The organism is Actinokineospora iranica, from assembly GCF_900101685.1.
In the GTDB taxonomy this organism is placed as follows: Bacteria; Actinomycetota; Actinomycetes; order Mycobacteriales; family Pseudonocardiaceae; genus Actinokineospora; species Actinokineospora iranica.
Map to the genome: position 1 here is coordinate 511,257 of NZ_FMZZ01000001.1, position 19,869 is coordinate 531,125.

At 67.8% G+C, this 19,869-nt stretch carries 18 protein-coding genes; 8 read left to right on the forward strand and 10 right to left on the reverse strand.

The genetic code is table 11. The annotated features are described in order from the left end of the window. Positions 1 to 213: 213 nt before the first annotated feature. The 4 genes from BLS56_RS31180 to BLS56_RS31185 form a co-directional block, all read right to left on the reverse strand. The gene (locus tag BLS56_RS31180; RefSeq protein WP_175482620.1) at positions 214 to 1,230 is read right to left on the reverse strand and encodes a hypothetical protein; all 1,017 of its coding nucleotides are present in this window, start codon (positions 1,228 to 1,230) and stop codon (positions 214 to 216) included. Beyond that, complete coding sequence (locus BLS56_RS02390; RefSeq protein ID WP_091447715.1) at positions 1,127 to 2,587, reverse strand: PepSY-associated TM helix domain-containing protein; 1,461 nt, start codon at positions 2,585 to 2,587, stop codon at positions 1,127 to 1,129. Before BLS56_RS02390 ends, BLS56_RS31180 begins: the two co-directional genes overlap by 104 nt. Before the next feature lie 76 nt (positions 2,588 to 2,663). Next, a complete protein-coding gene (locus BLS56_RS02395; protein ID WP_091447716.1) occupies positions 2,664 to 3,332 on the reverse strand; it encodes a response regulator in 669 nt (222 codons plus the stop codon). Beyond that, positions 3,329 to 3,499 (reverse strand): hypothetical protein, encoded by a 171-nt coding sequence (locus BLS56_RS31185; RefSeq protein ID WP_175482622.1) that lies wholly within the window; start codon positions 3,497 to 3,499, stop codon positions 3,329 to 3,331. Before BLS56_RS31185 ends, BLS56_RS02395 begins: the two co-directional genes overlap by 4 nt. A 122-nt stretch (positions 3,500 to 3,621) precedes the next feature. Here BLS56_RS31185 and BLS56_RS02400 point away from each other — a divergent pair, with 122 nt between their 5' ends. Further along, positions 3,622 to 5,163: a recombinase family protein gene (locus BLS56_RS02400; protein WP_091447719.1), complete on the forward strand. Its 1,542-nt coding sequence runs from the start codon at positions 3,622 to 3,624 to the stop codon at positions 5,161 to 5,163. A gap of 101 nt (positions 5,164 to 5,264) precedes the next feature. Here BLS56_RS02400 and BLS56_RS02405 read toward each other — a convergent pair whose 3' ends face one another. The 6 genes from BLS56_RS02405 to BLS56_RS02430 all read right to left on the reverse strand — a co-directional run bounded on the left by BLS56_RS02405 (position 5,265) and on the right by BLS56_RS02430 (position 12,253). After that, positions 5,265 to 5,780 carry a helix-turn-helix domain-containing protein gene (locus tag BLS56_RS02405; RefSeq protein ID WP_091447723.1) on the reverse strand — a complete coding sequence of 172 codons (516 nt, stop codon included), beginning with the start codon at positions 5,778 to 5,780 and terminating at the stop codon, positions 5,265 to 5,267. A gap of 140 nt (positions 5,781 to 5,920) precedes the next feature. Beyond that, entirely contained in the window at positions 5,921 to 6,757 is an 837-nt protein-coding gene (locus BLS56_RS02410) for a replication-relaxation family protein (RefSeq protein WP_175482623.1), read from the reverse strand. A 56-nt stretch (positions 6,758 to 6,813) separates the two neighbouring features. Then, the gene (locus BLS56_RS02415; RefSeq protein ID WP_175482624.1) at positions 6,814 to 8,595 is read right to left on the reverse strand and encodes a type IV secretory system conjugative DNA transfer family protein; all 1,782 of its coding nucleotides are present in this window, start codon (positions 8,593 to 8,595) and stop codon (positions 6,814 to 6,816) included. A gap of 1,446 nt (positions 8,596 to 10,041) precedes the next feature. Next, positions 10,042 to 10,872: a DUF2637 domain-containing protein gene (locus tag BLS56_RS02420; RefSeq protein WP_091447730.1), complete on the reverse strand. Its 831-nt coding sequence runs from the start codon at positions 10,870 to 10,872 to the stop codon at positions 10,042 to 10,044. Then, positions 10,869 to 11,498: a hypothetical protein gene (locus BLS56_RS02425; RefSeq protein WP_091447732.1), complete on the reverse strand. Its 630-nt coding sequence runs from the start codon at positions 11,496 to 11,498 to the stop codon at positions 10,869 to 10,871. The genes BLS56_RS02420 and BLS56_RS02425 overlap by 4 nt, the downstream gene beginning before the upstream one ends. An 80-nt stretch (positions 11,499 to 11,578) precedes the next feature. Beyond that, positions 11,579 to 12,253 (reverse strand): hypothetical protein, encoded by a 675-nt coding sequence (locus tag BLS56_RS02430; RefSeq protein WP_139190465.1) that lies wholly within the window; start codon positions 12,251 to 12,253, stop codon positions 11,579 to 11,581. Positions 12,254 to 13,041: 788 nt separating this feature from the next. On the opposite strand from BLS56_RS02430, the gene BLS56_RS02435 reads away from it, so the two are divergent. From BLS56_RS02435 to BLS56_RS02460, 7 genes are all read left to right on the forward strand, one after another. Continuing rightward, positions 13,042 to 14,394: a helix-turn-helix domain-containing protein gene (locus tag BLS56_RS02435; RefSeq protein WP_091447737.1), complete on the forward strand. Its 1,353-nt coding sequence runs from the start codon at positions 13,042 to 13,044 to the stop codon at positions 14,392 to 14,394. Positions 14,395 to 14,641: 247 nt separating this feature from the next. Then, positions 14,642 to 15,301 (forward strand): bifunctional DNA primase/polymerase, encoded by a 660-nt coding sequence (locus BLS56_RS02440; protein ID WP_091447739.1) that lies wholly within the window; start codon positions 14,642 to 14,644, stop codon positions 15,299 to 15,301. Positions 15,302 to 15,865: 564 nt separating this feature from the next. Next, positions 15,866 to 15,982 (forward strand): albusnodin family lasso peptide, encoded by a 117-nt coding sequence (locus tag BLS56_RS30335; protein ID WP_139190466.1) that lies wholly within the window; start codon positions 15,866 to 15,868, stop codon positions 15,980 to 15,982. A 79-nt stretch (positions 15,983 to 16,061) separates the two neighbouring features. Next, a complete protein-coding gene (locus BLS56_RS02445) occupies positions 16,062 to 17,897 on the forward strand; it encodes an albusnodin/ikarugamycin family macrolactam cyclase (RefSeq protein ID WP_091447741.1) in 1,836 nt (611 codons plus the stop codon). Between the two features lie 164 nt (positions 17,898 to 18,061). Further along, positions 18,062 to 18,646, forward strand: coding sequence for a lasso peptide biosynthesis B2 protein (locus BLS56_RS02450; RefSeq protein ID WP_228771379.1), 585 nt, complete (start codon positions 18,062 to 18,064; stop codon positions 18,644 to 18,646). Further along, a complete protein-coding gene (locus BLS56_RS02455) occupies positions 18,633 to 19,238 on the forward strand; it encodes a GNAT family N-acetyltransferase (protein WP_091447745.1) in 606 nt (201 codons plus the stop codon). Before BLS56_RS02450 ends, BLS56_RS02455 begins: the two co-directional genes overlap by 14 nt. 24 nt (positions 19,239 to 19,262) lie before the next feature. Continuing rightward, positions 19,263 to 19,868, forward strand: coding sequence for a NucA/NucB deoxyribonuclease domain-containing protein (locus tag BLS56_RS02460; protein WP_091447748.1), 606 nt, complete (start codon positions 19,263 to 19,265; stop codon positions 19,866 to 19,868). The last annotated feature ends 1 nt before the right edge of the window (position 19,869 follow it).

Genomic DNA, 19,869 nt, shown 5'->3' on the forward strand with positions numbered 1-19,869 from the left:
GATCCGCTGGCCGAGGCGGTCGACAGTTGACACCTGCCCGTGCCATCGGCGAGACCGGCCGCAGGGTGCTCTACCTGACGCAATGGCGAGCGGCTCAGCGCCGAGAACATCTGCGCCGACCGCGCCGTCGACGTGGCCCCGCCCGCCGAGTTCGGCCGCTACGCCGCCACCGGGTTCTGACTCCGCACCCGGCGGCGGCGCGATCAGCGGAGGTCAGGACTCGGCGATGTAGACCAGGGAGATGGCCATCGCGCCTTTGTCGGCGTACTTGATGTGGTAGCTGCTGTCCAGGCGGATCTTCTCACCCTTTTTGATGGTGCCTAGGTCCTGGCCGACGCAGGGGGTGATGGCGTCGAGGTGGCCCATGGAGCTGGGCTTGGTGCCGTACTGGGCGGTCATGCCGCACCAGACCTGGCTGGTGGTGCCGTTGGAGACGGTGATCTTGTCGCCGCCGTCGTGCAGGTGCCCGCCGACGGCCTTGACGGTGCCGCTGATGGTCGAGGTCCACTCGGTGGTGTGGTGGGACTCGCCCGCGGGCACCTCGAACTCCGAGTCGCCGCAGAGGTCCTGGTCCATCCACACCGGAGTGACCGGCTTGATGTGGGACCCCAGCAAGGGAACATAGGTGACGGTGACCGTGTGGTAGACGGTCTTCGGCTGATCGGTCATGTTCATCAGCTCGATCTCGGCCATGTTGAGCGTGAGCGGCGGGTTGAAGACGCCGTAGCCCTTCGCCATGGCGCCGCTGGAGCGCTCGTTGCCGGAGGCGAAGTAGCGCTTGCCGAACAGCTTGCCGATCGGGGTGCCCGCGCAGGTCGTGTCCCGACCGCCCCACTGGCCGAACACCGAGTGGTGCAGCATCACGCCGGTGTCCATGTCCGCCCGCTTGCCGTCCGGGTACACCAGGTCGGGCGCGAAGCTGGTGAGGTAGCACCCGAGGGGACACAGGCTCACCAGATCGGCGGTGAACGCGATCGTCATGGCCCCGTGCATGGGTTCCATGCCCCCGTGCATCGGGGTGACCATGCCGCCGTGGTCGTGGCCGCCTCCGTCGTCGTGGCCGTCGTCGGGGTCGTGCGGCTTGACCTTGATCGGGCCGATCCGGACGGTGGCCTGGATCTGGCCGTCAGGCAGGGTCTTCCGGTCCACCACGGAGGTGTTGACGAGCTGGGCGGACTTGTAGTCCTCCGGTGTGGCGGACGCCTGCGCCTCGGGCGGGTCGCTGGCCACCCCCGACGCCACCAGGCCCGCGGCTGTCAGCACAGCGGCCGCTGTGCAGGCGAGCATTCGTGCGCGCATCTGATTTTCTTTCCTTTTCCGTTTGTCGTGCGAGGTCAGGTGGCTGGGCCCGATGGCGGGCCCTCTCGACAGCGCTGTCGATGATCAGGAAGGCCAGCAGGCTGAGCCCGAAGGCGGGCAGCGCCACGCACACAGCCGCGGTCACGGCCACGGTGATCAGGCGCGGGCGCGGGGGCATCGCGCGCAGCACGCCCCGGCGGACCGGCGCGCCGCGCCGGGCTCCGCGGCGCCACCACATCCGGTATCCCCACACGATCACGCACAGAGTGCCGACCATCAGTGCCGCCGCCACGATCTGGTTGGCCAGGCCGAACAGGGCTCCGCTGTGGGCGAGGACGCCGAGCGTGGCCAGGGCGGTGGCGGGCGGGAGGTCGGCGCGGCGGTCGACGGCGAGCAGGTCGCCGCTGGCGGGATGGACGACGGCCCGGTCCGTGCGCACCGGCCAGGTGTGGGTGCGCTCGGTGATCACATAGGGGCGGTCGTCGGCGGGCAGGTCGATGGTGAGCGGGCCGGTGAGTCCCGCAGCGGCCACCGCCTGGTCCAGCGTGACAGCGGGCGGGCCGGACGCGGCGACCGGGGGAACCGGCGGATGCTCGGCCAGCAGGCCCGCGGTGCGGGCGCCGGTGAACGGCGAGCGGATGACACCGGTGACGACCAGCGCCAGCAGGCCGAGGCTCACCGCCACGCCGACCTTGCAGTGCCATCCCCGCAGCCGCGACCGCCCGCCGGTGGCGCGGCGCTCCCGGCGACGGCGGGCCAACCACAGCGCCAGGCCACCGCCGAGCAGCACGACCAGCCACAGGCTCGCCGCCTCGACCAGCACCCGGCCGACAGTGCCCAAGTGCAGGCTGCCGTGCAGGTCGCGCAGCCACTGCTCCAGCGGGGTGCGGCCATCGACGGTCGCCAGTTCGCCGCGGACCTGCGCGGTGTACGGATCGACATAGACGATGTCGGCGACCCGGTCATCGACGCGGAACACGAACGCGGTGGTGCCGTCCGGGGCATCCGGGGTGCGGACCGTGGCAGGCGCTCCCGTCGGATGCGCCTGCCGCGCGGCGGCCAGCTGCTCGGCCAGCGGTCGGGCCACGCCGCCGGTGTTGTCAACGACCAGTTCGCGGTGGTACACCAGGTTCTCCACCTGCGGAGCGAACGCGCACAGCACACCGCTCACAAAGATGACAATAAGCAGCGGGGCGACGAAGACACCTGCCAAAAAATGAGTCCGCAGCAACAACAATCTGATGGCAGGCCAAGAACCCATCTTGCGAGGAGCCGCTTCGATCGCCATAAGCCGGAAAACTAGCGGCCCGGATCGGCGAATACGTCCCCGCGCGGAGGGAACGGCACTCCCTCCCAAGAGGGACTTAAGTGCGGTTGCTTTCGGTCATCAGCCCCGCGCGATAGGCGTAGACCACAGCGTGCACCCGGTCGCGCAGCCCTAGTTTGGCAAGAATGCGCGAAACATGGGTTTTCACCGTTTCCTCGCCGATGAAAAGCCGGTCCGCGATTTCGACGTTGCTCAGCGCCTCCGCGACGAGCAGGAGCACCTGCCGTTCCCGGGCGGTGAGCTGGCCCAGTTCCACCGGTGGCGCCGGGGTGGACTTGATGCCCGCGGCGAACCGGCTGATGAGCCTGCGGGTCACCGACGGGTCGATGAGGGCGTCACCGCGGGCCACCACCCGCATCCCGGCGGCCAACTCCTCCGGCGAGACGCTCTTGAGCAGGAAACCGCTCGCGCCCGCGCACAGTGCCAAGTGGACGTACTCGTCCAGGTCATGCGTGGTCAGCACCAGGACCCGGGTGCGCTCCCCGAGCGCGGCGCGGATCGCCTCGGTGGCCGCGATGCCGTCCAGCCGCGGCATCCGGATGTCGAGAACGGCGAGGTCAGGGGCGCTGCGCACGGCCTCGGCGACCGCGGCTTCCCCGTCGGCGGCCTCGGCGACGCACTCCAGGCCGGGCTGCGCGTCCACGAGAGCGCGCACCCCGGAGCGGTACATGGCGTGGTCGTCGGCCAGCAGGACGCGAATGGTCATGACGCCTCCACCGGAACGCGCACTCGGGTCTGCCACGACGTGCCGTCCGCGCCTGACCCATAAGTGACGTCACCGCCATACAGGGCGACCCGCTCGCGGATGCCGCGCAGGCCGCGGTGAGCGCCGGACGACGCGGCGACGACGTTGTCGGTCGCGTTGTTGCTCACGGTCAATTCCACCCGATCCGGCTGGTAAAGCAAATCCACTTCCACGACGCCCGAACTGCCATGCCGCAGAGCGTTGGTCAGCGTCTCCTGAGCGACCCCACTTTTATGTACATACTGGAGTCATGAGCACACCACGACGCAAGGTTACTGCTGGTCAGGACGCTGACAGGCCGTTGGTTCTGGACTCGTACGGCCGGTTGTCGCGTGTCCCGGAGACCGGTGAGATTGAGAAGATCGAGACTCAGTGGGCGGACAACCGGAAGGTGATCGATCGGGTGGGGGCGGTGCTGGGTGAGGAACTGAAGGATGGTCTGTCGGCGTGGAAGCGCACGGTGCGCCGTCCGGGGTGGGAACAGTTGTTGGAGCGGGTGGAGTCCGGCGCATCTGACGGGATCGTGGTGTGGCACACCGACCGCCTGTTTCGTCAGCCGCGTGACCTGGAAAAGCTGATCGAGTTGGGCGAACGCGGGTTCAAGGTGTTTTCCGCGCACGGTGAGCGTGACCTTGCCAACGCGGATGACCGGTTCATTTTGCGGATCGAGGTTGCGCAGGCCGCCAAGTCGTCGGATGACATGTCTCGGCGGATCAAACGCCGGTTCTCCACCTATCGGGAACAGGGAAAGGTGACCGGCGGTCCACGCAGGTTCGGGTTCCCCGGCAAGGATCAGACGTGGAAGCCCGGCCCCGGCCAGACGAAAGCCGATCAGCCGGACGTGTCGGCTGAATTGGTGGAGCGGGAACGGCAAGCGATCAGGGACGCGGCGGCGGACCTGTTGACCGAGGTCAATTATTCCAAGATCGCGCGGGAGTGGAACGCGGCCGGGTTGTTGACGGCGGCCGGTCGGGATTGGGTGCCGAATACCGTTCGGGACACGATGCAGCGGCCGACGTTGGGTGGTGTTATCGAGCATCACGGGGAAACAGCCGGGCGGCTGGCCGGTGACGCGATTTTGGACCAGCGAACCTATGAGCGGTTGCGCGCGTTGTTCGCCGGACGCAAGCGCGGCCGTAAGCCCGGACAGGTCTATATCGGCAGTGGCCTGTTGCGGTGCGGGAATTGTGGCGCGAAGATGGCCGCCGGGCCGGAGACGGGCAAGTTCTACAAGGACGGCACCCAGCGTGCGCGTTACTACTGCCCCACCTACCGGTACGGGTGCGGGAAGGTATTCATTGACGTTGGCCACGTTGACGAGGAAATCAAGGTCTTTGTGGTGTCGCGTCTATCGGACAAGCGGCACGCACAAGCCGTGTCGGCGGCCCGATCGCAGGTCGCGGAACGCTTGGCCGAAGTGAACGCCGAAATCGCGGACTGTGAGGCATTGCAGCGCGGACTTTCGGAACGATTGGGTAAGCGAAAGATGACGCTGGACGCTTTCGATGAGGCAAACGAACCGCTCGTGTCCGACCTTGCCCGTCTGTACGCTGAGCGTGACTCGCTGTCCGGTGGGAACCCGGACGGGCCGACCGAAGCGCAGAGCAAGGAAAGCCTGATAGCCCAGTGGAACGCGGGCCTTGTCCCGGACAAGCGCGCCATGTTCGTGAACGCGCTCGGTCGTGACCGGTTGGTGATCGACCGCTACACGGGGCCACGCGGAAAGATCGTGTTCGACAAGGCCCGCGTGCGCTTGGAGGAAAACGAGAACAACCCGGCCGACGCCGAGTGACCACCGCGCGCCGGTCCACGCCAAACGGCCCCGCCCGAGCACGAGTGAGGGGTGTTCCCGCAACCATGGCGGGAACACCCCTCACTCGTGTGGGGCGGGTTCTACGCGGCTTCCGGCCGGGCTGTGTCCGGTCTGGTGTCGGCGTTCTGGCGTTGCTGGTCGATGCGGCGGAGTACGACGGCGACGGACGCGATTTGCTCGCTGGTCATCGGTGGCATGGCGGCACAGATCAGCCCCCAATACTCCCAAGAGTCGTCAGCGTCGGGCGGGCCGGTGAACTCGGCCGTGGTGACGGTCAGCGCATCGGCCAGCGTGGACAGGTGGGCATCGGTCGGTTGGGCGGTTCCTTCCTCGTAAGCGATGATCACCGCGACGGGTAGGTGGGTGTTCGTGGCCAGTTGGTCACGGGTGAGCCCGGCAAGGTCGCGGTAGGCGCGCAGGCGTCCGCGTGAGAACGTGCCCGGACCGGCGGCCGGGGTAGCGGCCGGTGGCCGGGTGGGCGGTCGTGACGCGCCTTGTGCGCGGGTGGGATCGGGTAGTGGGTGAAGGTGTCGGCGGGCGGTCGGTGTGCGGCGAGAGCGGGTCTCAGGGCTGGTGTGGCGTGGCCGGGGCGGCATGGCGGCTCCCCTGTGCTGGACGGCGGGTGGGTGGGCCTGATCGGTTCGTCTGGCGGCTCCCTTCCGGGCACGGTCGGTGGCGAGTCCGGCGGCACGGTGCCCGGCGTGCTGCCCCGCCTTGTATGGGTGTCATGGTGTGGTCAGGCCGCCGCGCGGGGCCGGGTGGCCGGGGCGGGTAGGTCGATCAGGCGTCGCCGCGTGCTGGACGGGACCGGCAGCCACACCGGCCCGGCCGGGCCGTCCCCGGCGGTGTCGGTGGTCATGTCGGTGACGGCGGTACTGGCGACGCTGAGCCCGGCCAGGTCGCGGGACCGGGCCGACGCCATGCGGTGAAAGTTGTTCTGCCGGGTCACGCCGGCGAAAATGAACAGAATCGGGTGACTGATTCCGGCCATAGCGAGGTTTCGGTATCCCTCGAACTTCCCTGCCAGCCTTTCCAGCGTTTCGGTTCCGTTGTCGTATTCGACAAAGAAACGCACGTTACGCCCGGATTCCTGCCATTCTCCGTAGCCGTCCGGGCGGACCAGTTCCCCCACGGATTTAGCCACCTTGCGTTCGGACCACCATTCCACCAACGCGCATCCGTCGCGCCTGTTCGCCTGGTTGTGCAGTCGGGTGAAGAAGTCGTTGATGCCCAGCAGGTGATCGAGTTTGGGTGATTCTGCGAGCGCAAGAATGGTTTCGGTGATGCGGGACGGTCGCGGAATGGAGCGACCGGCGCGGGCAGCGTTCATCATGACGCCGAGCACGCCGAGCGTGTAGCGCCAGGACTGGGAGCCGGACGGCAGGCAGCGGCGGAACCGGGCCAGCACGCCGCGCTTGGTGAGCGTGGCGAGGCGGTGCTGTGCGGTGATGTGGCTGGTGAAGGCCACGCGGGTGATCTGTTCGGTGGTCAGGACGCGGTGTGCGGCGAGCAGGGCGAGGACTCGCCGGTCTCGGTCGGTGAGGTGGCGGCCCGCGTCGATCGCATCGGCCACGCTGCCCGTCGTGATGGTGATGGTGGACCGTGTTGCCGTGTGGTTGTTTGGTGTGGCTACGGTAGCCAGTCGGGTTCGCCCCATGGTTCCTCCATGTCGTCGTGACCAGCGGAAAGGCCCCGGCCAGGGGTGGCAGTTCCCCCGGCAGGTCTTAAGGTGCCACCGGAGATGCCGGGCAAGCTGCTACCGGGGATGCCGGGGGAACTGCCCCGGCCCGAACCGCCGCCACCGCGACCAGGAGGACGGGCACCGGCCGGGTGTTGGAGATCGGCGCGCAGATCGGCTACGCCGGGTTTGCTGGCCACCTTGCGGGATGCGGCCGTGGCGTCGCGTTCGGTGCGGGACAGGCCGGTCCGGGTGCGGGCCGCCGCGCGGAGCCGATCGGCCCGGCCACTGATGGCGGGCGGTAGGGGTTCGGTGGCCAGAGTGAACGGCGGCACGTCGCGGCCGTGGTGGACGACCCGTGCGACGACCTCGAAACCTGGTCGCCGCGCCAGGTCGGTTGCCTCGAAATAGGGGGTGACGTGCCGGGCGAGTTTGGCCGCGTCGTCGGGCGACACCGTGAAAATTACCTTGTTCCGGGCGTTGGCGTCCACCGCTTCCCGCACGTCACTGGGTAGCTGTGCCAAATGCTGGTGAGCCAGCACCAATGACACGCGATAGCCGCGCGCTTCGGCCAATGTGTCGTCCACGCCGATGGGCAGGTGCAGGAAATTGTGGCATTCGTCCACAATGATGGTCGCGTCCGGCCGTTCATCGGGCGGGAGTGCGGACCGGCGGACGGTGTGCGCCCACAGACCGGACAACAGGAGCGACCCGACGATCCGGGCGGTGTCTTCCCCGATTTCTCCTTTCGCCAGTCGGGCTATGAGAATCCCGCCGTTCAACACATCGGTGAGATTCACGGTCGAGCGAGCCGACCCCAACAGGTCGCGGGCGAACCGGCGGGCGAGCAGCCCGCGCAGCCGGGACAGGATCGGCCCGCACACCTGGGCGCGCTGCCCATCAGAGAGCAGGTCGAACCCGGACCAGAACCCGTCGATGCCCTCCGGTTCGCCGTGCTTGTCCAGCACACCGCGCCGGAACCCGGCATGGGTGAGCAGCGTCGGCACGTCGGCCAGGGTGGAGCCCGGCCGCCGCGCCAGCGTCAAACAGGCCGCGCGCATCACGTCGTCCATGCGCGGTCCCCACCATGCCGCGTACAGCCGCCGGAACACGCCGACGACGTTCTCAGCGGCCCATTCCCGCCCCGCCAGGTCATCCGCCCCCGCCGTGCCCACGGGGGCGAGGACGTTCCACGCGGGCGGTGCGTCGGTCTCGGCGGGATCGAGGATGACCAGTCGGTCACCGCAGCGGGCCGGGAGCCGGTCCAGCACGTTCCGCGCCAGGTCGCCCTGGCAGTCCAGCAGCACCACGCCGCGCCCGGCGTCGGCCTCGGACAGCGCCAGGTTGGCCAGCCACGTGGATTTCCCGGTGCCGGTCACGCCCTGGACGTGGAGATGGTGCCGGGCGTCGGGGACGGCCAGCCCGATTACGTCCGGCGGGCCGTCGTTGGCCACCCCCAACGGTTTCGCCGTCATCCGGGCGGGGTGGTCGGCCGGGGGCAGCCGCAACCTGCCCGGCCGTCCGGCCGCCGCGTCACCCGCCCGGTCGGGACGGTCACCGGGTGCCGGGCGGGCAGCTCGCCGCGCGGGCCGGTACGGGTCAGGCCGCGTCACGACGCGCCCCCTGACCGCCGCGCCCGTCGTCGGGCCGCCGTTGATCCGCCCGGCCGCCGGGCCGTCGCCGGGTGACGCGCGGCAGTCCTCGGGACGGCCGCCGGACACGGCCGACCGCATCCGCCATGCCGTACTGGGTCGGTTCGGCGGGAAGGTGCCACAGCCCGGCCAGTTCGGTGATGGTGACCGCGAACCGGTACCGCCGCCGGGCCGGTCGCCGCTGATCGACCAGCGCCAGCACCCGCCGGGCACCACCGACACCGCCACCGACCCGGTGCAGCCGGAACGTCGCCAGCGGCGCGGCCAGGTCGAACCCGCCCGCCAGCCCGGCCACCACCCGGCGCTGCCCCTGCCGAGTACGCCGGGAGCCCCGCGCGGCGGTGTGGTGGACGACGCGCACGCTCACCCGCAGGTGCGGGCCGTGCGCCTTCTTGGCGGTGATCGCGCGGCGCCCCGCCTCGATCACCGGATCAGGGTCGGGTGCGGGCCGGTCGGTCCGCACCGTCGGGGCGCCGCTGGGACGGGAGGACGTGAACAGGTCCAGCACTCCGAGCACGCCGCGCCCGAGCAACCGGAACCCGCCTGCGATGGCCCGCAGCCACCACGGCCGGTCAGCCGCACCAGGACGACCGGTCGCGAACTCCGGCGTGACGATCAGTTGCACGCACCGCTGTTCCCCCGGCCCGCAGTCGGACAACGCGGAGAACAGGCCGCGCAACACGTCATCGGTGCCGACCTCCACCGGCCGGGACGTCCGCGTAGCCGGTTCGGCCAGCGGCACCCACTGCCCACCCGCCGGGTAGACCTCGGCCGCGCTGACCCGGCCCGGTCCGGCCGTGTCAGTCCAGCGGGGAGGGTCGGTGACCTGTGCCCGCGCGCCGGGCCAGACGTGGCCGACCAGTTCGGCCACCCGTCGTACCGGCAACTCAGGCGGCACCCACACCCCGGCGCGCACCCCGTCCGCGTCCGCGACGAACTCCACCGCGAGGTGACGCGGGTCGATGCCGCGCCGGGCGGTGCGGTGCAGCATCCCGGCCAGTGACCGCCACCAGGCCGGGGCACCATCGCGCGGCAGCGACGCGGGCGGAGTGATCTCCACCCACCGGGCGGCATCGGCCGCGTTGCGTCGGGCCAGGCGCACCGCGCGGGCCAGCAGCGCCCCGGCGGCCAGGGCGAGCGCGGCGGCCACCGTCAGCAGCGGCCACCAGACTTGCAGCCACCGCCACAGCGTGAACGACACCGCCGACAGGAACCCGAACGGCCCGCTCGGGTCGCACAGGTAGGCGGCCACGCCGTGAACGTCCGAACAGGACGAGCCCGGCGCACCGGGAGCGCCCCGCGGAGCCACCGCGGCCATGCTAACGTTGTTGTGATACAATGGGAAATCCTTCAGTGTGACGGCGATCCGACAGGGATCAGCGCGGCGCGAATCACGAGACAGGCCCTTCCAGCGGGCACGCGAAGTCCACGAGAGACGATCAGCTCGGGACGTCCCGGAAGGTCTCGGGTTGTCCCGCTCTTGTCTCGCGGGACGGGTGTCAGGCAAGCGTGACAATCACGCCGGGATCAGGCGGCGGCTTGGGAATCACCCCCACCCTCCGCACTGCGAACGTCCACAAGAGACGAAACATCTGAGGTGGTCGTCTCGTCGTCAACCGGGACAGTCGCCGTGACGGCCGGGGCATCGGCGGGGATGCGGCCGGTTCGACGCCACCGCGCGAGCACGGCGCGGCCGTAGTCACGGGTGCCCGCGATCCGGTCCAGTTCCGCGCCGGTCGGGGTGCGGCCGGCCGCGCGCGCGGCCTGGTAGTGCGCCCACATGACGCGCGCCGAGTCGCCCCGCGCACGCCCGGCCGCGACCGGCGGCCCGTCGACCGAGACGAGAGCAACGGGACCATTCGGCGCGGTCTCGGTCTCACCGGGTGTCGTCTCGGCCGTGGCGTTCGTCTCGGCCGGGACGTCTCGGGTCAGCGAGTGCATGAGGATTTCCACGGCCAGCAGCAGCGCGACCGGCGGCCACCCGGACACGGCGACCCCGGCCCAGTCCCACCGGCCACCCGCCCCGGCCGTGGTGCCCGCCGCGATGTTGGCCAGCATCGACATACCGACCCCGGCGACGAACGCGGCCCGCACGACCAACCGCAACCACGGCCGCGCCCGGCCCACCGCCGGGTCCAGCAACGCCACGCACGCCAGCACCACCAGCCCGTCCACCGACAACGGCCACACGGCAGCCGCGACACCATCCGCGCCGTGCGTGCGGGCGAACAGCTCCTGATGGTCGTAGGAGGCGTACGCGGCCACCCCGGCGACCACGGCCGCCGACGCGCGCTGAACCCATCGACGCCACCCGGCACCGACCGCTGACCGCCACGGCTCGAACGTCGGCGTGCTCACCGGCCGCCGTCCACCACGGTCAGCCGGGACGGCCCCGGCACCTCGGCGGCCCCGGCCGTGCTGGCCGTATCCGCCTCGGCGGCCGGGCCGGTCGGCACTGGCGTCACGCGGATGGTGGGCGTTTCCGCCGGGGCCTCAGCCCACACCGCCTGTTCGGATGCCAGGTGACCGGCACACACCCGCCGCTGATGGCCGGACGGGTAGTCGATCACCGCCACGGTCAACAGGTCGCAGTGCCGACGCTGTAGCCGCCGGGCCACCCGGCCCCGGCACTTCGGCACCCGGCACACCCATTCCCCGTACCGCCACGCCACCGTGTCACCGTGGTGACGGCACCCGCGAACCGGCATCGAGCACCGCCGCCGGTCGCCGCACAGTTCGGCATCCTCCACACGAACGGCCCACTTCCGCTCCGCGTCGGGTTCGTCGTGCGGGACCGCGATCAGCAGCGCGGCCACCTCAGCCGGGGCACCGTGGATGATCAGCGACTCGGCCAGCCGGTAGCCGACTTCCCGGCCACGCAACCGTTCCGTACGCCGGATCTCGTCCGGCATACCGTCCTCCGGGGCGAACCCGCGCGGCATCGCCGCGTCCCGCCGAACATCACTGCCCGCGTAGTTGCTCATGGTCGAAACTCCTTGCCGTGGTTGGGTCGGTGCCCGGCCCCGGACACACCGGGCCGGGGCCGGGCACCGGTCAGGGCTGATCAGCCGTCGCGCCGGTCGCTGTCCGACTCGACCGCCGGGGACGCCGCGTCCGGCGGCCCGGCCACCATGAGCGCGGAAGCCTGGAACGTGCGCGGGGTCCGGCCGGCGGGGTGCAAACGCCGATGCTCGGCACACAACCGCCATTCACCGTTCTTGAACGCGCTCACCACAAGCACGGCCGCCGGTTGGTCACAATGACCGCGCGAATACCCGACCGGCCACCGCCGCTCGCAACCCTCATACGCGCAATAGCAGCCCCGGCGACCTTCCCGCAGGGTCTTACCGTGTTCCGGGCACAACCGACCCCACGGAAAATCACACGCCGACTCGTCGGCCGCCAACTGCCCGTACTCGGCTTCCTCTTGCGCTATCCCACGCATCAGCGCGCGCTGACCGCGTGACACCTTCGCGCACCGCCGCACCACCTCGGCCTCGCAGTCCTCCGGCGCGAAACCCTGATCGATCAGCAGCTCCACCACCCGATACCAGGCGTTCGCCGCGTCCAGCAGCTCCCGCGCGAACCCGTCGCCGTCCACCTCCAACCCGGACGTGCCGTCCGTGCCGTCCTCGGGGTCGCGGTTCCACGCATCCGGGTAGGGAATCCGCGTGAAATCCTCGATCTCCCCGCCATCATCGGCACCATCGGTGCCGTCCCACACGTCAACAGCCGTCATCAGGACACCTTTCATCCTGGCGAGACGGGACCGCCTCACCATGACCACGCCATCGGAAACCAAACATCATCGAAACCCGACCTGACCGGCAAAAATCTGGTAGTGGTTTCACCGGACGACAGGTCACCTGTCGGCGCACATCACCCGGTGCGCTATTCGGTTGGAGAACACAAGGGGAATCCGGCCGGACAACGCCGACCTGAAAGGGATCAACAGCCGCCCACGGCACACGCCAAGAGGCAACCCAGCGCTGCCCAGCCCACTGCCGGAGCCACACGCCCAACCTCGGTCTGCGATGCGCCCTACTCGCACGCATCGCGCGTTGTGCCCTGTCGTACCGCGCACCGCCGGGACACAGGCACTCGTGGCCCTTTCGGGAACCTTCACGAGCCGGTACACAACCAGCGGAGCCCACATGAACAACCACGCCGCGCCCCGGAAGACCTCCCTTCCAGCAGTGGAGCACGACCCAGCGACCCATCTAGGACCATCCAAGGTACGCCCGAACCGACAGAACACAAGTCAATAGTTATGTGATCTGAGTCACAAATCTATTGACCTGCCTGGTGCGGGACTCCAGTGCTCGCCCCTCTCGGGTCGGCACAACCGAACACGTACCGTAGCTGACGGTCACCCCAAATGGACTATTCGCCAGCGGCCAAGTGGGGCCATGCGGTGAAACCGACATGCCTAGGTGATCTGCTTCGCCTATCACCCCCGCCTGATAGTCGCCACACCGGGTTCCCTATCGGCTACCGTGAGCAGCAATCGCGCGTGAAGGAGCCCACATGAACACGGCCGGGGACGACCCCCGAATGATCATTGATCCTTCGGTGTGGCAGGAACCGGAGACCCGCGCGGCGCTGCGCGTCCGCGACATCGGGACCGTATATCGGCAGCTCAAGCGGCATGGCGTCTCCCAACGGCGGATAGCGGCACTCACCGGACAGTCGCAACCGGAAGTCTCGGAGATCATGCGGGGCCGTCAGGTGATGGCGTACGAGGTGCTGTCCCGGATCGCTGACGGACTCGGCGTCCCCCGTGGGCTCATGGGACTGGCGTACGACAGCCCTCGTGTGGCTTCCTGTGCGGGACCGACGGAAGGAGAATCCGACGTGGAACGCAGGGGCTTTATCGGCCTGGTCGCCAAGGCGGCCGTAGTGGGTCTCAGTGGCGCGGAGCTGGACAGCATCCGGGTTCTTCACCAGGCAACCCCGATGCCCGGCCGGATCGGGCACGCCGACGTGAGCAACCTTGAAACGACAGTCCAGTTCTTCCGTGCGCAAGACGACCAATTCGGCGGGGGCGCTGTCAAATCAGCCGTGGTCGGCCACCTTGAATGGGCGACGGGAATGCTGGAATCCCCGGCCGCCGATGACGTACGAAACCGCTTGCGCATTGCGCTTGCGGATATGCACTCACTAGCAGGCTGGGTATCTTTTGACCTGGGAGCGCATGAGCAGGCAAATCGCCACTTTGCAAACGCGCTCGTTCTTGCCAAAGAGAGCAAAGAGCACGCGCTAGCCTCAAAGGTGTTGTTTCAAATGGGGCGGGTTTATCTCCACCAGAAGGAGCCAGAAAACGCCCTGAAGATTTTTCAACTCGGGCAAATGTCGGCACAGGACGCCAACTCTCATCGGGCTGTGGCTTTGAACCTTGCCGTGTCCGCTTGGGCTCACGCGGAGATGGGCAATGCGGAGCAGACTAAGAGTTTGCTTGCACATGCGTCCGGCGAACTATCGCGCGACAACGGACAAGACATCCCTACTTGGCTAAACTTTATGGGTGTCGCCGAGATTGAAGGTATTTCCGGTATGGCCTACACGGCACTATCAGGCCATGACAGGTCATTTGCCGACCTCGGAATACAGCACGCTTCCCGTTCTTTCGAGATGCGCGACGAGTCGGACGCCCGGTCCCGCGCATCCGACCTCATCGCGATAGCGGCAAACAACCTCCGCGCGGGCAACGTCACGGAGGGGATTCGTGCCGCTTCCGACGTTCTTCCGCGACTCGACAGCGTGCGGTCGACTCGGCTCATGGATCGCCTCACGTGGGTACGGCAGGCCACAAACCTTCATCCGAGTAGCGGAGAAGCGCGCGAGCTTGCCGAGCGCATCACCGAGCTTCGCTCTGCCTGATACGCCGAGCATATAGCGCCTTCTGATCATGCGGTGCCTATCGGTGAAGTCATCCCGATTGGCTATATCGTTCACCTCTCGCCTATCCGTTCGCGTTTGTAGGAGATTGGTTCTAGTCGCAGTGGTGCGGCTGAGGGCCTGATACCGACGCGAGATCCCCCGACGCTCGGTCTTAGGCCGGGCTGGTGACCAGCCCCGACACGGTTTCTTACGTGTCGTTCCCCTTGGGGCTGGTCACCAGCCACCCATGACCGAGCGAAAGGGCCTCACCATGAGCGCGACGGCGGTTGAAAACCACGGGTTGAACGAGCAGACCACGGAGAGGCTGAGTGAGCAGGAGAAGGCCGCCGTTCTGTACGCGGCGCACGGATGGCCAGTACTGCCCGGCTCGACGTGGAATGGTCGTCGCTATGTGGTACCGGCGACGCTCAAAGTCACGAACGGCTTGCGTCCGTGGGTGGCGCGAAACCTCGCCAGCGCGGACGTTGCCACGGTTACTCGGTGGTGGAGCGCAGACACACGCCTTGCGCCGTCCGTCCTGTTGCTAACCGGTGAGGCTTTCAACCTCGTATCGGTCGCATTCGAGCTGGCGCAAGATGTGCTCGCAACGACGGCGTTTCTCGACAACGCCGGGCCGGTCATGTACCGGCCGGACGAAGGTCGGGCGTATTTTCTCCTCCAGCCGGGGCCGATCCAGTTTGACGACCTCGACATTGCGCCTGGCGAAGTGGCCAACATTGCGCCCGGCAAGTGGGTAGCGGCCCCGCCGACCCGGACCGGTAACGGCGTGAATGTTCGGTGGTGGTCCACGCCTGAATCCGTAAATTGGCGACTGCCTGACGTCGCCGTGCTTTATGAGGCTTTGGCCGTGGCGTGTCGGGACCGGATTAACTCGTCCGCCCGCTAGCTAGGGATGCGGCATATGAGCACGACACGGCCAACCAATGACGACCCATGACCCGATGTGGCTACAATTGTCAGTGGTGGGTAGCGCTGGTGTCCTGTTCGTCGTGGCCGGAATCCTCGGGCTGATCTTGTGGATTCGGCGGCATCGGGAGAAGCGAGCCAAATGGTTGGAACTTCAAAACGACGTAACCGAAATCAAGACACGCCGCACCCGTTCGGACGTCCCGTCTGGCAAGCTCAGTGTTCAGCAAATCCGTGACAAGGTTCGACAGGGAAACGCCGATGATCCGGCTAACCGTCCCGCCCAACCCCCTTCGCGCACGGAGGATGACTACCCCACCACGCGAATACCTCGTATCCGAGACGATGACCCGGAGCAGACAGCGCGCTTTGTGCCCCGCGTACGTCCCTATCTCGGCGTCCGACGGTGGGACAGGCAATGAGCGGAAATGAACCGGCTTGACGTTGAACCCGCAGACTCGCCCCGACACTCGGCATCGTTGGGGTGTGGAAGTACAGGCGGCTACGGCCGCGAAATCGAGAAGGGTAGGTAATAGTGCCTGACATGGAATCGGCCGAAATGGTGGGCTCGGGTCAACTCGTGGACCTGGGCGACATGGCGGCGCTGACCCTCGGCAGCGGAAGGTCCACGCAGGAAGCCAAGCGACACATCTACAACTGACCGAAGCTGACGCAACGGTGCCCGCCTCGCACACAGGGGCGGGCACCGTTGCCCGCTCTCATACGAGGGAGACGAACGGGTGTTGTGGTTCGGAGGATTCAGCGGGAAGACCGGGCCGCCACGGGTACCGGTCGGCGTTCGGAATCTGTGGCCAACGGTTCCGGGCGGCGGTTGGTTGCATGGGGGGTGGCCTACGCACGAGGTACGCACCAAACGCACCGGTCGCCGTTCTCTTGCCGTGCTCGGCCCGTGCGGCATGACGTCTGACGAACTGGCACGGCTGGCGGTTCACGGGGTGCCCGATGACGTGGCGTGGCGTTGGCCCGGCAGTTACACCGTCGTGGCGGCCGACGACGACGGCCGAACGACGATATGGACCGACGTGGGCGGGGCCTGCCCGATCTACACGCTGACCGTGGACGGCGGGGTGTACTGGTCGTCCAGTTCCCGCGCGCTGGCCGGGTTGACCGGCAACCACATTGACCCGGACTGGTTGGCAGCATGGTTGGCGGCACGGGGCGTGTCTCCGTTGGTGGACGGACGATCCGCCTTCACCAACGTTGCCGCCCTGCCAGCCGGTCACCGGGTGTCGGTGTCGGCCAACGGAACCGTTGACGCTCAACGGGTGTGGTGGCCCCGGCCCCGGCACGCCGACCACGTGGCCCGGCTACGGCACGAACTGACGGCGGCCGTAGCTCTCCGGGTGGACGTGGCCGAGTCACCTACGGCCGACCTGTCCGGCGGGTACGACTCGACAAGCCTTGTCCTGTTGGCCGCCGAACGGTTGCACCCCGGCCGCGCGGTAACCGGCGTGACCCTGCACCCTGACGGCATCACGACCGGGGGTGACGCCTCGTATGCGCGCCTAGCGGGTCGAATGCCGGGCATTGACCACCAATGGCTACCGCTGGGTGCCGAACATCGGCCGTTCGGTGAACTGGACCGGGTGCCGGTCACCGACGAACCGGCACCGTCCGCGCTCGGCTACGCCTCGTTCCGTGCGCAGCTTGAATGGTTGCGAGAGCGGCGCGCGTCAGACTGCCACATGACCGGCGACGGCGGGGACGCCTTGATCTGTACCCCGGCGCTGTTCCTGGCTGATCTTGTGCGTACCCGCCGATACGGCCGGGCGCTGGCCGACGTGATGCGTTGGGCGCGACTGGCCCGGCGGTCCGTGTTCCCGTTGCTCGGCGCGGCCGTGCGGACCGCACGCACCACGCGGACGGACGCGCTGGACACCGTGTTGACATCCCTGGCCGAGTTTGGCAGCCAGGCGGCTATCGGCGACGTGGCATGGTTTCCGGCCGCGTCCCCGCCGTCGTGGGCCACGGACGGACTCCGGGAACGGGTGGCCGCCTTGGCGTCGTCGGCGATCAACGCGGGCCGCTCGACGGACGGGGACGATTGGCCGGACTTCACGACACAACACATGGCGTCCGTCATGGCGACCACGGGCCGCACGGCCCGCGCGGACGTGGAGTTGGCCGCCTGGTCCGGCGTTCCGTTGCACAACCCGTTTCTAGACTCCCGGCTGATCGACGTCTGTTTGTCGGTGCCGCTGGCCGACCGACGCGGCCCGGCCGAGTACAAGCCGCTCATGCGGGCCGCGTTCGATGATCTGTTCCCGGAACCGTTGAAACGGCGTGTGTCCAAAGGGGACATGACCCCGGACTACTACCAAGGGTTGCGCGCCAACCTGGCCGCCGTTACGGACATGGCAGACGGACGGTTGGCCGAACTACGGCTAGCAAGTCCGGCCGTGTTGCGGCGCATCATCCCGCTTGCGGCGGCCGGCGTCCCGGCCGCGTACGGAGCGCTTGAAACGGCCATCTCGGCTGAGGTCTGGCTACGGGCGATCGACACGGCCCCGGCCGTGCCGTGGGAAGCTGCCAAGAGCATTCGGGAGGCCGCGTGACTCCGCGATACGTCCGCGCGCCGGATCACGTCGCAGCGTGCGACCTAGGCCCGGCAACAGTGCTGTTGGACTACCGGACGGGGGCGGTCAAGGTGCTAACCGGTCAAGCCGCGCGATGGTGGGTCGAGCTGGCGACGACCGGCGAACCCGACACCCCAACGACGATGGACCGGGCGTCCGCGCGGGCGTTGCTCGGGCAGCTCCACGGGGCGGGTCTACTGACGGCGGCTGACCGGCCCCGGCCCTGGCCCGCTCCCGTGGCCGGTCGGCCGCTCACGCCGAGTTGGGGAACGCAGACCGTCAACGCCGGACGGACCCCGATCCCGTCCGTGCCGTACCGCGCCCTACCGCTGGCAGCGCTGGCCTTGGCCGTCGTCCTGGCCGTTGAACACATCGGCCCCGCACGGTTCCGCATGGCCCGAATCACGCACCTACTCAGCCGGGCCACCCGACGCACGGTCACCTGTGCCAGCACCGATCAGGCACGCCGTGCCGTCCACGCGGTCCGCCGAGTCGGCCTGTTGACACCGGGCCGGGTCGCCTGCCTAGAAGAATCGGCCGCCGTGGCGCTCATGCTCGCCGTATCCCGCCAACGGGTGACCTGGTGTCACGGTGTGGCGGCTGATCCGATATGCCTACACGCATGGGTAGAGACTGACGACCAGCCCGTAGCCGAACCGGAATCAACTCACCGATACACCGCACTACGCACTATCCCGGCACAACTCACAGGAGATGGTCAAAATTAGCGACGCAACCCCGGACACCAGCGCAGACCGCGAGCCGACCCTATGGCTACGCGGCGAGAAAGCGGCCCTAGGTCCGTTCCTACGCGATCTTGTGCCCCTTTACTGGCGTTGGGAGACCGACCCCCGTTCCTTGCTCGGATTCGGCCAGCAGTACGCCGAAACCGTACAAACCAGGGCGGGTGTGTTCGATGCTCAGTCACGCGACGGGAGCCCGTATTTCACGATCTACGATACGACCGGTTCCGAGCCAATCCCCGTCGGCATGAGTCAGCTTATTGTGGACAACCGCACCCGAACCGGCGAGTTCATCATCCTCATTGGCGAGGAAGGGCGCGGAAAAGGAATCGGCACGGAAGCAACCCGGTTGACTCTCGATTACGGCTTTCACGTCACAGCGCTACGGAACGTCTACTTGTCCGTAGTCGCATCGAATTTCGCAGGAATCCGCGCATACGAAAAAGCAGGATTCAAGGTCATAGGTCGGCGGCGCAACTCTGGTCACTGGTTCGGCGAAATCGTGGACCATGTACTGATGGACGCCATACCGGCCGACTTTCCCGGCCCGTCCGTCGTCAAGAACATAGTCGGCTAGCCAGAGTCTGCGAGGGGGTACTGGATGTCCACGCGCACCAAGGGCGGAATACTCTTACCAATCCTACTAGTGGTCGGCGGGTATTTCGTCGTGACGGAGACCGATCTTGGAAGCAAGATCGGGGACATTTTCGCCAGCCCTGGCGGCGAACCGCAAGGCGTAGCGGTGCCACCTGAGTTCCACGGCCGAGTGAAGTCCTGCACGGCGGTACAACTTGCCGCCGATAAGCGTTGTGGCGACGACAAGGTTCTACCTATAGATGCGGCAAAGATGCCCTATATAGCCCGAAATATCACACTCGCCTGGGAATCCAGGCCGGAAACGGCCGCGCTTACGAAGGCGTCCTACAAGGAGCGTCAGAACTACCGCGCTTCGGGATGCGGAAGGTTCGCCCGAACCATCCGGTCCGACGACCCGAAAAAGGCTGGGTCGTGCGACGAGTTCCCCTTCAAATCAACCGAAGAAGGCGGGACGGGTTCGCGGATCGAAGAAGTCCCGACCGGAGAGCAGAACATACAAGGCGGCACGATCAGCTCATTCTATCAGAAACACAAGATGGTTGACGGCGATAAGTACCTGGTCGTCATCATAAATCCAGCGTCCATAGCGACCGGGCCATACGAAGGATGAC

Bases quoted from the DNA above. Each gene is read 5' to 3' on its own strand.
- BLS56_RS02390 (WP_091447715.1), bottom strand. From the start codon at position 2,587: ATGGCGATCGAAGCGGCTCCTCGCAAGATGGGTTCTTGGCCTGCCATC.
- BLS56_RS02395 (WP_091447716.1), bottom strand. From the start codon at position 3,332: ATGACCATTCGCGTCCTGCTGGCCGACGACCACGCCATGTACCGCTCC.
- BLS56_RS02400 (WP_091447719.1), top strand. From the start codon at position 3,622: ATGAGCACACCACGACGCAAGGTTACTGCTGGTCAGGACGCTGACAGG.
- BLS56_RS02405 (WP_091447723.1), bottom strand. From the start codon at position 5,780: ATGCCGCCCCGGCCACGCCACACCAGCCCTGAGACCCGCTCTCGCCGC.
- BLS56_RS02415 (WP_175482624.1), bottom strand. From the start codon at position 8,595: ATGCGGTCGGCCGTGTCCGGCGGCCGTCCCGAGGACTGCCGCGCGTCA.
- BLS56_RS02425 (WP_091447732.1), bottom strand. From the start codon at position 11,498: ATGAGCAACTACGCGGGCAGTGATGTTCGGCGGGACGCGGCGATGCCG.
- BLS56_RS02430 (WP_139190465.1), bottom strand. From the start codon at position 12,253: ATGACGGCTGTTGACGTGTGGGACGGCACCGATGGTGCCGATGATGGC.
- BLS56_RS02435 (WP_091447737.1), top strand. From the start codon at position 13,042: ATGAACACGGCCGGGGACGACCCCCGAATGATCATTGATCCTTCGGTG.
- BLS56_RS02440 (WP_091447739.1), top strand. From the start codon at position 14,642: ATGACCGAGCGAAAGGGCCTCACCATGAGCGCGACGGCGGTTGAAAAC.
- BLS56_RS30335 (WP_139190466.1), top strand. From the start codon at position 15,866: ATGGAATCGGCCGAAATGGTGGGCTCGGGTCAACTCGTGGACCTGGGC.
- BLS56_RS02450 (WP_228771379.1), top strand. From the start codon at position 18,062: ATGGACCGGGCGTCCGCGCGGGCGTTGCTCGGGCAGCTCCACGGGGCG.
- BLS56_RS02455 (WP_091447745.1), top strand. From the start codon at position 18,633: ATGGTCAAAATTAGCGACGCAACCCCGGACACCAGCGCAGACCGCGAG.
- BLS56_RS02460 (WP_091447748.1), top strand. From the start codon at position 19,263: ATGTCCACGCGCACCAAGGGCGGAATACTCTTACCAATCCTACTAGTG.